Origin of the sequence: Rossellomorea vietnamensis, from assembly GCF_025398035.1 — a bacterium.
Classification (GTDB): Bacteria; Bacillota; Bacilli; order Bacillales; family Bacillaceae_B; genus Rossellomorea; species Rossellomorea vietnamensis_B.
The window spans coordinates 3,067,871-3,081,570 of sequence record NZ_CP104558.1; the positions used below are offsets into that span (position 1 = coordinate 3,067,871).

Sequence of the window (13,700 nt, forward strand, 5' to 3'; positions counted from 1 at the left end):
CCTATTCTTTAATTTCTTTCTCTCCGTTTTTGATGTTTTCATCCCAATGCTTCATCCACTCATCACTTTTTTCCTGGAATACTTTCCAGTCGATGTCCATACTCTTGATTTCAGTGTTCGTGATCCATTCAGGAAGTCCCTCGACATCGTCCCTCGTCGGGATACGGTAGAATTCTTCCGCCAGGATCTTAGCGGCTTCCGGAGTATTGACGAATTCGTAAAAGGCTTCAGCTGCCTTTGGATGAGGTGCACCTTCAACAAGAGCGATACCCTCCGTCAAGACCGGCGTCCCGCTCTCAGGAATGATGAATTCAAACGGATAGTTCTTGTTTTCTTTTAACATGACGACATCAGGCATCGCCCAGACGGAAAGGGCTCCTTCGCCTTTCGCGACCTTGTTGTACATCATTTCAGGGTTTGCTGAATATTCCTTCGTGTTTGCATCTAACTTCTCGAGCCATTCATATCCTTTAGCCGGATCATTGGAATCTTTGTAATCACGATAAATCATCGCCGAGAAAATCGTTCTCATCGTTCCGGAAGCGAGAGGATAACGAATGATGATTTCGTCTTTCCACTTCGGATCCAGTAGTTCATCCCAGTCCTTAGGGGCTTCTTCTTTCGTGATTTCTTTGCTGTTATACATGATGACTTCCGGAGTCTGACTCGTACCGGACCAGTTCCATTCAGGATCGTGGAAGCCTTCATCCAGGCTTGACGCATAGGATGGTTCATAAGGTTTCAACAGTCCTTCATCTTTCGCTTGATCAAAGTTGGTGGAAGGAGCCCCCCACCAGACATCTGCCTGCGGGTTATTTTTTTCCGACCGGATCCTGTCCAGGATTTCCTGGGAACCCATATCGAGCCACTCAACGTCGATATTATATTTTGCTTCGAATTGCTGTTCGAATTTAGACAGGATGTCTTTTCCATGAGGAGAATACACAACAATCTTTTCTTCAAGTTTATTATCCTTTTCCCCAGAGCTGCTTGAACTTGACCCTTTCTCTGATCCACCACAAGCTGAAAGCAGTAAAGAAGCAGATAGAGATACCGTTGCCACCATCGATAATTTCTTGTTCAACTTCATGAAAAATCCCCCTTGTTATCAAAAATTAATCAAACCCTCATGCTCGCGTAAAAATAGTGAAACTGCACCTAAAACGCCCACATTTCCCCCTAATTGTGAAATCTTCAATTCTACTGAACTGGGAAGATACTCATCAACCATTTTCCGCAGTCTGGGAAGAATGAAATCCGATGATTTTAACACACCACCTCCTAAAATAATGACCTCTGGATTCAGTAAGCTTGCGGCATTGATGATTCCGTATCCCAAATGGTCAATCGCATCATGGACGACGGAGATGGCAGTCGGGTCTCCGGACTTTGCCAGTTGAAAGGCACTTTCCCCGGATAACTCTGATTGTTTCGCCTCTTCATAAGCAGGATGATCAGGATTCTCCAATACGAGGGTTGTCAGTTTATGTCCAATGGACTTGCCGCCTGCTACACTCTCAAGATAACCATACCGATGAAACATCGGTTTGAAATCATTCTGGAGGTCCTCCTTATCCGTCACCATATACCCAATCTCGCCGGCGGCATTGGAATGACCCCTGTAAAGCTGGTTATTGATGATAATCCCGCTTCCGATACCGGTCCCGACAGCCATGAACAGGACATGGCGATTGTTTTTCGCGCTTCCGACCCACTGCTCCCCCAGTGCAGCAACATTGACATCGTTGTCGACGTGGATGGGGAAGGGGAAGTGTTTTTCAGCTTCTGAAAGGATCGGGTATCGGATCCAATTGAGGCTCGGGGCTTCAAGGACCACCCCATTCTGTGTGATCCCCGGAACACCGATGCCCATTCCTAATACATCACCGGTCGGAATGTCCAGATGATCTAGCATGCGGAAGACATCTTTTGCAATCTGATCCAAAAGACCTGTCTGCAAATAATGGGATGTTGAAAAGCTTTTTGAATGAAGGACGTTTCCGCTCAAATCGGAAACAATCGTCTTGACCTTCGTACCTCCGATGTCCGTTCCAATCACATAGGCGGCTTTTTCATTGAAAAAGAGCTGGATCGGCTTCCGTCCTCCATGTGATGAAGAGGGCCCGATCCCTTTTTCATACACCCAATTTGTCTTTATCAATTCATCTACAATCAACGAGATGGTCGGCTTACTCAGGTTCATCTGTGCAGCAATTTCTGCCCTGGAAATAGGCGAGTTCTCTTGAATGCACTGAAGTACTCTCTTTTTATTCATCGATTTCATCTGCATAGGTGCCCCTCTCAAACTCATTGCATCACGGCCTTCTTTATTTTGGTTAGTAAACTTTACTAATTAACAAGAAATATACCTTATTATGGAATAAGTTACAATAGTTATTTTAATTTTATGAACATTTAAAAAAGTAATATGACAACAGTTTGAATTTTCTGTAAAATATATATTTACAATATTATCCTGGTGTGATACTAATTAGGAGAGGCTGCTGGGTTTAGTTAGTTAGGTAATTTAACTAACATACTAAAGACCTATGACGAAAGGAGTGTTGGCGGCATTTGAACGGTAAACCAAATTCCTGAAAAATGAAAGGGGTTACACAATGAAGTTTATGAGCTATTTGCTTTCGCTGTTGTTGGTGCTTTCTTTTTTACCTTTTAGTGGTGTCGTTCATTCAGAAGAGCATGATGTAGAATTGTGGAATGCCGTCAAGCCGTTGGATACGACGGTAACGTTCTTGAACACCGGGGCTCATCCCGATGATGAACGAAGCGATTTCCTTGCGTACTTATCCAGGGGTCTCGGAGTGAAGACCTCCAGCTTGATTGCGAATAGGGGAGAGGGCGGCCAAAATGAAATCGGCCAGGAGCTCGGGAACGCCCTCGGGATCATCCGCTCCAGGGAAATGATCGAAGCAGCCAAGATCACAGGCGTAAAAGCCTACCACCTCAGTGAAACCACCTCAGATCCGATTTACGACTTTGGATTTTCAAAGACCCCAGATGAAACACTGGAAAAGTGGGGGGAAGAACTCACTTACGAAAGGCTCATCCGGTTCATTCGGACCTACCAGCCGGATATTCTAATGCCATCCTTCCGAAACTCAGACACCCAACATGGACATCATCGTGCCATCTCCATACTTAGTGAACGTGCTTTCGAGGACGCTGCAAACCCAGACGTGTTCCCGGACCAATTGAAAGAAGGTTTGTCGGTTTGGCAGGTGAAAAAGTTCTATTTACCTGCGGAATCAGAAGAGACAGCCACCACGTCTATAGAAGTAGGGGATTATGATCCCATCTATGAAATGTCTTACCCGCAAATCGGGGAAGAATCCCGCTATATGCATAAGAGCCAGGGGATGGGGAGTGAAGTGGATGTCGAGCCAAGACAGACTCTATTGGACTTAGAGAAGAGTTCTGTACAAACGACTGGAACTGATGAACTTTTCGAAGGGATCCCATATGATTTTAAAGAGTGGGCGGAAGAGATGCCTAAGGGTGAGAAGTCACTCAAAGTTCATTTCACTAAGTTCCAAAAGAGCCTGGAAGGGATCATTTCAAGCTATCCTGATCGAGGGGAAGCATTCGATAAAACACAGAAGGCATTGAAAGAAGTAGAAAAAATTGAGAAGAAAACCGCAAAGGCAAAGCTTGATGGCCAAATGAAGAAAGATTTGCTTCATAAGATTTCCCTGAAGAAAGAGCAGTTGAACACTGTGAGCTTTGTCGCTTCGGAATTAAATGTGGAGGCTTCTTCAGAAACCAATATTTTGACAAAGGGTCAAGATGCAGAGGTGACAGTTAAGCTTTCCAACGAGGGAGAAAAGAAGCTGAAAAAAGCGAAAGTCGAGCTACTGACACCAAAAGGATGGAAGGTATCCAAAAATGGAAAATCGGTAGACCTGAAACCTGGTGAGGAGCGTGAAATGACCTTTACCGTAGGAGTACCGGAAGATGCTGACTATTATCACGCATACAAAGATCCGGCCATCCAGGCGAAAGTGAGCTTTGAGTCTGCCGGGGCTAAATCGACCCACGTCCAGAACCTGGACGGAACCATCGCCGTTTTACCTGATGTAGGCATCACCCTTAATCCGGAAGATATCGTGGTTAACCGGGCTGATGTACAGGACGAAATCCCGGTGGTGGCGAAGGTGAAGAACTATCGCGATGGAGCCACCACTTCACAGGTATCCTTATCGGCTCCCGAAGGCTGGGAGGTATCCCCACAAGAGGTGACCGTTCAATTTGATGAGTCACAGGAGGAGAAAGACGTTACCTTTACACTCAGTCCGCCGGAAGACATCGGTGAAGGGAATTTCAAAGTGGATGCACAAGCCGTTGTCGACGGTAAAACCTTCTCTTCAACGGTCCAGGAAATAAGCTATGACCATATCGGGACGTTTTATTACTTGTATGATTCAAAGGTGAACGGAGTGGCGTTTGAATTGCTGACTCCCGACAACTTGAAAGTAGGTTACATTGAAAGCGGCTTTGATAAAGTGGCAGACTATCTACGCAATGTGGGGATGGACATCACGTCCCTCACGGAGGACGATTTGGCATCGGGAGATCTCAGCCAATACGATACGATCGTGACCGGGATCCGCGCCTATTTATCAAGGGATGACCTTGTTGCGAATAATCCACGCCTGAAAGAATACGTCGAAAACGGGGGCCATCTGGTTGTTCAATACCATAAGCCGAACGACAGATGGGATGAAGAGACGACAGCACCATATCCGTTAACCATCGGTAACCCGTCGATCCGCTGGAGAGTGACGGATGAAGACGCGGCCGTGACGGTATTGCAGCCGGAATCACCATTATTCAACTACCCTAATACGATCACCGGATCGGACTGGGATAACTGGATACAAGAAAGAGGCTTATACTACCCGATGAGTTGGGATGACCGTTACGAAACATTCGTACGCATGGCAGACCCGGGCGAAGACTCATTCGACGGAGGCATCCTCATGGCCGAATACGGTGAAGGAACCTACCTATACACCAACCTCGTATTCTACCGCCAAATCCAAGGAGGAGTCCCAGGAGGCTACCGAATCTTCACCAACCTCCTAAGCTACGGAAAAACCAACTAAAACAAAGGTCCGCCCCTCAAGGTCCGCCCCTCATCTTTGAGGGACGGACCTTATTTTTATACGTGAACTTCATAAGGAACGCTGTCATACCAGGCATTTCCCTTATTTCATAAGAAGAAATCTGAGGTCCGTCCCTCTCAGCGAGCTCTACCAGCCCTTCATAGTCTGATAGAAGTGGTTCACGTGGGCGATGAATTTTTCTTTGCGCTTTTCTGTGAAGTAGGAGAGGGATGACAGGGTTCGCTTGAATTTGGGATGCTCCCCGAGGGTTTTCAGGATTTCTTTTGTTTCTTCGTCTTCGAAGGTTTCCCTCAGGATCATGGGGTCGTGGCTTTGTCCAAGGCTGTCGCTTTCCTCCCCGTACATGATCCGGTTCATTTCGTGGGTGGGGATTTTATAGACTTCCTTAAAGGTAAGCAGCATCTTGTAGGGGATGTCCCTTGCACCAGTTTCATAGTTTGATAATGCGCCCTGGCTGATATTCAGGCGAAGGGCGGCTTCTCTCTGGGTAAGCTCCAATACATCATTGCGATAATGCTGTAATTCTACATGTAAATCCATTGTTTTCACCGACTATCCCTTTTTTCTTCAAGATAAAGCTTTTATGTTCACGCATTAGAGAATTACACGTTTTGAAATCGTTATTTTGATTACGATTTAAGATAATTTGGAAAAGGTATACAAAATTACAGTAATACGTATTAAAATGTAAATATAATTGTAATTTTGTCGAATTGGGGGAAAAGGTGGAGATAGAATGGGGGAACAGCAAAAAGAGAGAGTGGCCAGTCTTTCAACGAAGGGCAAAAAGAAAGTCATTACATGGATCCAGCTGAAACCGGAGTCGAATCTAATATTCAGCACCAAACATCATGGAAAAAAACGAGTCATCTACTACACACACAGAAACATCACCAATCTTGACTACGACAGAAGAGAGAGATAGAGTGAGGGACGGACCTCTCTACCCGTTTCATTTACAGAGGTCCGTGAATGAATAGAGGTCCGTCCCTCAAATGAAAAAGAGGATTTTACGCATTTGTGTCGAATAGGTAATGTGTAAGATTAGGAGATTGAAGAAAAGGAGTTGTTGTTATGGTTCGAACGCCTCGGAATTGGAGTCCGGGAACGACGTATCATGTGACGGCGAGGGGCAACCGGAAGCAGGATCTGTTTCATGATGATGAAGACCGCAGGAAGTATATAACGTATTTGCAGGAAACGAAAGAAAAGGACCCATTTACCATCCACGCCTACTGTTTGATGTCCAACCACATCCATCTGCTGATCGAAACCCACGATGTTCCACTTGAGAGAATCATCCGTATCCTTCACACCCGCTATGCCGTTTATTTCAACAAGAAATATGATTATGTAGGTCATGTGTTTCAAGGGCGGTATGGATCGACCAAGATAGATACACCATCCTATTTCATTAAAGCGAGCAGGTATATCCACCACAATCCGGTTGAAGCGAAACTCACCATCCATCCCGAGACATACCCCTGGAGCAGTTATCCTTTCTACATCCATTCCATTGATAACCCCTTACTTTCAAAGGAACGCACCCTCAATTATTTTCCGGCACCACAAATCAGTCGATATAAGGAATATGTAGAGAAAGAAGTACAGCACAAAGAATCATAATAAAATCCAAATAAAAAGTTAAAAAAATAAAATATTTTTGGAGAGATATAGAGGATTTTGGATACTGGTGTCGAAATTCATAGTCAGTAGGACAAAATTCCTATTTCAAGGAGGAGGAAAGTATGAGAAAAGAATTTCTGTTAGTATTCGAGGATTTTCATGTTTCCAAAAGAATCGTCAAGAGATCAAAGAAACATTTAGTCGTTTTTCAAGGGCAGCATTATTATAATAAGTTGGTCGTGGTCAACCGTCCGCCGGGGTTTTCTCATGCCCTTGAGAGCATCATGTACTCGGATAAGATTCTTGAAACAGTCGGGTTCACGACATTGTTTGCCGTTCCCGTCGACCGGAGTCACTCCATCCCGTTCAAATTCGTCCGGATAGGCGACAACACACCAAAGGATTGCAAGATCGTACTCGAAAAGCGGGAGGGTACGGAGCAACTGAATATCCTGCCCCTATACCCTGTAGACGGCCCGATCACCAGCGAAGACAAGCAGGATATCCTATCCTACTTAAGCCTGAAGTCCGATGACGGAACCGTCACCTACCTTATGAACAATCCCCAGGTATTCAAAGGAAAAGGAAAAAAACAAGAAGAGTAAAGGAGGAATGAGGCGAACCTGAACAGGTACGTCTTTTTTTGAGGGACGGACCTCCCCATCCCATCCCGCCGCAAACCCTTTACCACGCTACCAAACTACCTCTCTAAGTTTCTAAAATCACCCTTTTTTTCGTTGACCTCTTATGAATCACACCATACAATAATAGTAGTTATTAGTATTTTTAGAATTTTCATGTAAGGTGCGAATGCCACTTGAAGAAGACAGATCATACTCGTATCGGAAAGAACGCCATGCTCCTTCTCCTGTTAGACAGGGAAGAGGAAGAGTGGAACCGTCATTTCAATGAGCTGAATTGGAGTTACTGCACCGGTAAGATCGGATCGATGGACAGCCAGAAAATCGTGGCCGCGATAGAAACAGCGGCGAAGCGGAGTGACCTGGTCCGGGAAGATCTGTACCGGGAGATGCATGCTTTGTATCACGCGATCATGGAAGCACTGACAGGGGTCACCCGCGGTCAGACTCAATTGGGCGAGATTCTGCGGACAGTGGGCCTGCGCTTCTCCGTTGTGAGAGGGACTCCGTATGAAAGTGAAGAGGAAGGCGAATGGATCGCCGTAGCGCTATATGGAACGATTGGTGCGCCCATTAAGGGGTTGGAGCACGAAACGATCGGACTTGGAATCAATCACATTTAAATAATGAGAGCCTAGAGATATTAGTTGAAAGGAGGCTCGACCAAAGGCAGAAGTCTGTCTTTGGTCGAGCCTCCTTTTTGTGTGGACAGAGGAACTTACGAAGGGGTCCGTCCCGCAGCAGGTTAAAGCATGAAAGCAAAAAAACCAGTAATAACGGTAAATAGCAGTGGGGACGAATCGAAAACAGCTGATTTTCAGAGGTCCGTCCCTAAAAATAGAAGGAGTGATCCAAGATGGTGGAGTTGACGGGTTGCAGTTTGAGTTTGGATGAGGCGAAGAGGGTCATTTATGGGAAGGAGCCTGTGGAGCTTTCGCCGCTTAGTATGGAGAGGGTGCGGAAGAGTCGCGAGGCGGTTGAGAGGATTGTGAAGGAGAAGCGTGTGGTGTATGGGATTAATACGGGCTTTGGGAAGTTCAGTGATGTGTTGATCGATGCGGATGATGTGGAGGAGCTTCAGTTGAACCTGATTCATTCTCATGCGTGTGGAGTGGGTGATCCCTTTCCGGAAAACGTTTCGCGGGCCATGCTTCTCTTGAGATGTAATGCTCTGTTAAAAGGGTATTCCGGTGTCAGACCGGTCATCGTAGAGCGGCTCGCTGAATTTCTGAACAAAGGGATCCATCCGGTGATCCCGCAACAGGGTTCATTAGGAGCAAGCGGTGACTTAGCGCCGCTATCCCACTTGGCACTGGCGTTGATGGGTGAAGGGGAAGTCCACTATCAGGGTGATGTTCACCAGACACTCACTGTCCTTTCTAAAGAAAACATCTTCCCAATCCAGCTTCAGGCGAAAGAAGGATTGGCACTCATCAACGGAACCCAGGCCATGACGGCAATGGGCGTCATCGGATACCTGGAAGCAGAGGAACTGGCCTTCCAAAGTGAAATGATCGCCAGTCTGACCTTAGAAGGATTAAGAGGAATCATGGATGCCTTCGACGAAGATATTCATTTAGTGAGGGGATATCCTCAACAGGTAGCAACGGCGCAAAGAATCAGAGACTACTTACAAGACAGCAAGCTTACAACCAAACAAGGAGAGCTGAGAGTCCAAGACGCCTACTCCTTAAGATGCATCCCCCAAGTACATGGAGCCTCTTGGCAGGCCCTTGATTATGTAAAGGAAAAGCTCGAAATCGAAATGAATGCAGCGACGGATAATCCGTTGATCTTTGACGATGGTGAAAAAATCATTTCAGGCGGGAATTTCCACGGACAGCCGATTGCATTCGCCATGGACTTCATGAAAATTGCCATAGCAGAACTCGCCAACATCTCAGAGCGACGCATTGAACGACTCGTGAACCCGCAGCTCAATGATTTGCCACCGTTCCTGAGCCCGCAACCTGGGCTGCAGTCAGGCGCCATGATCATGCAATACTGCGCGGCATCACTCGTATCCGAGAACAAAACCCTTGCCCATCCGGCGAGCGTCGACTCGATTCCGTCATCTGCCAACCAGGAAGACCACGTCAGCATGGGGACAATCGGATCCCGTCACGCCTATCAAATCCTGCAGAACACGAGAAGAGTCCTCGCCGTCGAGCTCATCTGCAACCTGCAGGCAGCAGAACATCGAGGGACGGACCTCATGGCCAGCAAAACAAAACAATTTTACGAAGAAGCGAGAAAAGTCATTCCTTCCATCACGAAGGACCGGATCTTCTCGAAAGATATAGAAAAAGCCAACCAGTGGCTGCAGCAAACAACCCTGAGCACACTGATCAAACCAACCAAAACAAAGGAGGAAACGACAAATGGTTAAGGCAGACAAACGAATCGTACACGTAAAAAGAGGGACGGACCTCGAATGTAAAGGATGGGAGCAGGAAGCGGTCCTCCGCATGCTCTACAATAACCTCGATCCTGAAGTAGCTGAAATACCGGAAGAGCTCGTCGTATACGGCGGAATCGGGAAAGCGGCCCGTAACTGGGAGTCTTTCGATGCCATCGTTCTTACGCTCAGAAACCTGGAGAACGATGAAACCATGCTCGTCCAATCCGGAAAGCCGGTTGGTGTGTTCAAAACTCATAAAGCAGCGCCAAGGGTCCTGCTATCCAACTCAGTCCTCGTTCCAAAGTGGGCAAACTGGGAGCACTTCCATGAGCTCGATCAAAAAGGCCTCATGATGTACGGCCAAATGACAGCGGGAAGCTGGATTTATATTGGGACCCAAGGAATCCTGCAAGGGACGTACGAAACGTTCGCGGCACTGGCGAAGAAACATTTCAATAACTCCCTCAAAGGGACGATCACCCTCACAGCCGGATTAGGCGGAATGGGTGGGGCACAGCCACTCGCCGTCACGATGAACGGAGGAGTCGTGATCGCCGTAGATGTGGACGCAGAGCGGATCCAGAAGCGCCTCGATACAAAATACTGTGACGTGAAAACCGAGTCCATCGAAGAAGCGTTGATGATGGCATATGAAGCAAGGGACCAGGGCAAGCCTCTGTCCATCGCTTTACTTGGAAACGCGGCTGAGGTTCATCATGAACTCCTCAAGCGTGACGTCAAAATTGATATCGTAACCGACCAGACATCAGCCCACGATCCACTCAACGGCTATGTCCCTGAAGGATATACACTCGAAGCGGCAGCTGAACTACGTAAACAGGATCCGAAAACTTACACAGCACTATCACAAAAAAGTATGGCCAAACACGTGGAAGCGATGCTCGAGTTCCAACACCGTGGCTCCATCGTATTTGACTACGGCAACAACATCCGTCAGGTAGCGAAGGATGAAGGGGTCAAGAATGCATTTGATTTCCCCGGATTCGTTCCTGCATATATCCGTCCATTATTCTGTGAAGGAAAAGGACCTTTCCGCTGGGCGGCACTGTCAGGTGACCCGGAAGACATCTACAGAACGGATCGATTGATCAAAGAGCTTTTCCCTGAAAATGAAGCACTGAATCGCTGGATCGATATGGCGCAGGAGCAGGTGGCATTCCAAGGTCTTCCTTCCCGAATTTGCTGGTTAGGCTACGGTGAGCGTGTGAAAATGGGTCTTGCCATCAACGAACTGGTACGAAATGGCGAACTGAAAGCTCCAATCGTCATCGGCCGTGACCACCTCGATTGCGGATCAGTAGCTTCACCAAACCGTGAGACGGAAAGTATGAAGGACGGCAGTGACGCAGTGGGTGACTGGGCCATCCTGAACGCCCTCATCAACACAGCGGCAGGCGGCTCCTGGATCTCCTTCCACCACGGCGGCGGAGTAGGGATGGGGTATTCTCTGCACGCCGGAATGGTCGTTGTGGCAGACGGGACGGACCTTGCACAGGAACGTCTTGAGAGGGTGCTCACAACAGATCCCGGAATGGGCGTCATCCGCCACGTCGACGCAGGCTATGATATTGCAGAAAAAACAGCCGAAAAACACAACATTCACATCCCGATGAACAAAGGAGGAGAATAAGATGACCACTACACAATTCGACACCATCATCGACAACATCGGCCAGCTCCTGACCATGGATCACGGGGACGGACCTTTGAAAGGAGGGGCGATGAACAGCCTCCCTGTTCTGGAAAATGCGGCACTTGCTATCAAGGACGGCCTTGTCGCCTGGATTGGCACGCATGAAGACGCGCAATCCATGAAAGCAACGGAACGGATCGACGCAGAAGGAAAGCTCGTCTCACCCGGTCTAGTCGACCCGCACACTCATTTGGTCTTTGGCGGCTCCCGTGAACACGAAATGGCCCTAAAGCAGCAGGGTGTTCCATACTTAGAGATCCTCAAGCGGGGAGGAGGCATCCTATCTACAGTAGGTGCTACCCGCGAAGCATCCGAAGAAGAACTTCTAACAAAAGCACGCTTCCATCTGAACAGAATGATCTCTTACGGAGTCACAACAGTAGAAGCAAAGAGCGGATACGGTCTTGACCGCCAGACCGAACTAAAACAGCTGAAAGTAGCCAAGCAACTAAACGAAACACACCCGGCAGAAATCGTCTCCACATTCCTGGGAGCACACGCCATCCCACCGGAATTCAAAGGCCGCTCCGATGAATTCCTGCAGGAAATGCTTGACCTGTTAAACGACATCGAAAAAGAACAACTAGCTGAATTCGTCGACATCTTCTGCGAAACAGGCGTATTCTCCGTCGAACAGTCCCGCCAGTTTTTAAAAGCGGCCAAAGAAAAAGGATTCTCCGTCAAAATCCACGCCGACGAAATCCATCCACTCGGCGGAACTGAAATGGCAACAGAAATCGGCGCCACCAGCGGAGACCACTTAGTGGGCGCGTCTGACAAAGGCATCGCTGCACTGGGAGCAACCGACACAATCGCAGTCCTCCTACCAGGCACATCCTTCTACCTAAACAAAGGAAAATTCGCGAACGCAAGAGGGATGCTCGAAGCGGGAGCGGCTGTCGCCCTATCCACCGACTTCAATCCTGGCAGCTCACCGACGGAGAACCTGCAGTTCATCATGAACCTTGCGTCATTACAATTGAAAATGACGCCGGAAGAAATCTGGAACGCCGTCACCGTCAACTCCGCCTATGCCATCAACAGGGGAGACTCGGCAGGAAAGTTAATCAAAGGCCGCAAAGCCGATATTGTACTGTGGGATGTCCCGAACTATCACTATGTCCCGTATCACTACGGAGTCAACCATACCAACACCGTCATGAAAGACGGATGCATCATCTACCGCAAGGAGAAGCTTCATGAGCACATTTCAACACATTAAGCCCGCAGGAAAGGCGCAGTTCAAAGACCGCTACACAACGAAAGCAGCAGAACTCCTGACACCATGGGAAGAGGGAAAGAAAGGGGACATCGCCATCATCGGCGCCCCCCTCTCTAAACCCTCCATCTCCCACTCAGGGGCAAGCTTCGCACCCGACGCCATCAGAAGGTGCCTGAACTCGTTCACAACCTACAATATTGAGAGAGGGACGGACCTCCAAGAAGACAGCAAAACCATCATCGACTTCGGTGACATCTCCATGCATCCGACCTCCATCGAAGAATCACATCAACGAATCTATGAATCAACCAAAGCAGTAACCGAAACAAACACCGCACCCTTCACCATCATCCTTGGCGGAGACCATTCCATCACTACGTCAACGGTTAAAGCCATCAAGGAAACGAAAGGGACTGTGGGCATCATCCAGTTTGATGCTCATCATGACCTCAGAAACACCGAAGACGGAGGGCCGACCAACGGAACACCTTTCAGAAGATTAATAGAAGAAGGGCATCTCCAGGGTGATCACCTGATTCAAATCGGCATCCGCAACTACGCCAATGCGAAAGCCTACCATGATTACGCCATCGAGCAGGGTGTAACGGTGTATACGATGAAGGACGTCAGACAATCGAACTCGTCGATCACCGAACTCATCCAACATGCTCTAACCCAACTGGAATCCAAGGTCGACACCATCTACCTCTCCGTCGACATGGACGTCCTCGACCAGGCATTCGCCCCGGGCTGCCCGGCGATCGGTCCCGGGGGGATGCATCCGGATACGCTCATGGAGGCGGTCCAGACCGCGCTGGAGCACCCGAAGGTAACCACCATGGACATCGTCGAGATCGACCCGACCCTCGACACCAGAGACATGACGAGCAGGGTGGCGGCGCATCTTATTCTTGAAACACTATCAAAATAGCAAAAAAGCTTTGGAAGCGTC

Annotated in this window: 12 protein-coding genes; 9 read left to right on the forward strand and 3 right to left on the reverse strand. The window is 48.0% G+C overall.

From position 1 onward, the window contains the following. Position 1: 1 nt before the first annotated feature. Together N5C46_RS15895 and N5C46_RS15900 are read right to left on the reverse strand one after the other, a co-directional pair. Positions 2-1,090, reverse strand: a complete 1,089-nt coding sequence (locus N5C46_RS15895; RefSeq protein WP_261749329.1) for an extracellular solute-binding protein — start codon at positions 1,088-1,090, stop codon at positions 2-4. A gap of 18 nt (positions 1,091-1,108) precedes the next feature. After that, positions 1,109-2,290 carry an ROK family transcriptional regulator gene (locus N5C46_RS15900; RefSeq protein WP_261749330.1) on the reverse strand — a complete coding sequence of 394 codons (1,182 nt, stop codon included), beginning with the start codon at positions 2,288-2,290 and terminating at the stop codon, positions 1,109-1,111. Between the two features lie 328 nt (positions 2,291-2,618). On the opposite strand from N5C46_RS15900, the gene N5C46_RS15905 reads away from it, so the two are divergent. Beyond that, entirely contained in the window at positions 2,619-5,123 is a 2,505-nt protein-coding gene (locus N5C46_RS15905; RefSeq protein ID WP_261749331.1) for an NEW3 domain-containing protein, read from the forward strand. A 147-nt stretch (positions 5,124-5,270) separates the two neighbouring features. Here N5C46_RS15905 and N5C46_RS15910 read toward each other — a convergent pair whose 3' ends face one another. After that, positions 5,271-5,684, reverse strand: a complete 414-nt coding sequence (locus tag N5C46_RS15910; protein WP_229595956.1) for a helix-turn-helix domain-containing protein — start codon at positions 5,682-5,684, stop codon at positions 5,271-5,273. A 196-nt stretch (positions 5,685-5,880) separates the two neighbouring features. Here N5C46_RS15910 and N5C46_RS15915 point away from each other — a divergent pair, with 196 nt between their 5' ends. The 8 genes from N5C46_RS15915 (at position 5,881) to hutG (ending at position 13,679) form a co-directional block, all read left to right on the forward strand. After that, positions 5,881-6,069, forward strand: a complete 189-nt coding sequence (locus tag N5C46_RS15915) for a hypothetical protein (protein ID WP_261749332.1) — start codon at positions 5,881-5,883, stop codon at positions 6,067-6,069. Positions 6,070-6,218: 149 nt separating this feature from the next. Beyond that, positions 6,219-6,770: an REP-associated tyrosine transposase gene (locus N5C46_RS15920; RefSeq protein ID WP_261749333.1), complete on the forward strand. Its 552-nt coding sequence runs from the start codon at positions 6,219-6,221 to the stop codon at positions 6,768-6,770. A 122-nt stretch (positions 6,771-6,892) separates the two neighbouring features. Then, positions 6,893-7,375, forward strand: coding sequence for a hypothetical protein (locus N5C46_RS15925; RefSeq protein ID WP_261749334.1), 483 nt, complete (start codon positions 6,893-6,895; stop codon positions 7,373-7,375). 212 nt (positions 7,376-7,587) lie between these two features. Beyond that, positions 7,588-8,034, forward strand: a complete 447-nt coding sequence (hutP, locus tag N5C46_RS15930; RefSeq protein WP_420720419.1) for a histidine utilization transcription antiterminator HutP — start codon at positions 7,588-7,590, stop codon at positions 8,032-8,034. Positions 8,035-8,267: 233 nt separating this feature from the next. Then, the gene (hutH, locus tag N5C46_RS15935) at positions 8,268-9,800 is read left to right on the forward strand and encodes a histidine ammonia-lyase (RefSeq protein ID WP_261749335.1); all 1,533 of its coding nucleotides are present in this window, start codon (positions 8,268-8,270) and stop codon (positions 9,798-9,800) included. Continuing rightward, positions 9,793-11,463: a urocanate hydratase gene (gene hutU, locus N5C46_RS15940; protein WP_261749336.1), complete on the forward strand. Its 1,671-nt coding sequence runs from the start codon at positions 9,793-9,795 to the stop codon at positions 11,461-11,463. Before hutH ends, hutU begins: the two co-directional genes overlap by 8 nt. A 1-nt stretch (position 11,464) precedes the next feature. After that, entirely contained in the window at positions 11,465-12,748 is a 1,284-nt protein-coding gene (hutI, locus tag N5C46_RS15945; protein ID WP_261749337.1) for an imidazolonepropionase, read from the forward strand. Then, positions 12,726-13,679, forward strand: a complete 954-nt coding sequence (gene hutG, locus N5C46_RS15950; protein WP_261749338.1) for a formimidoylglutamase — start codon at positions 12,726-12,728, stop codon at positions 13,677-13,679. Before hutI ends, hutG begins: the two co-directional genes overlap by 23 nt. Positions 13,680-13,700 lie beyond the last annotated feature (21 nt).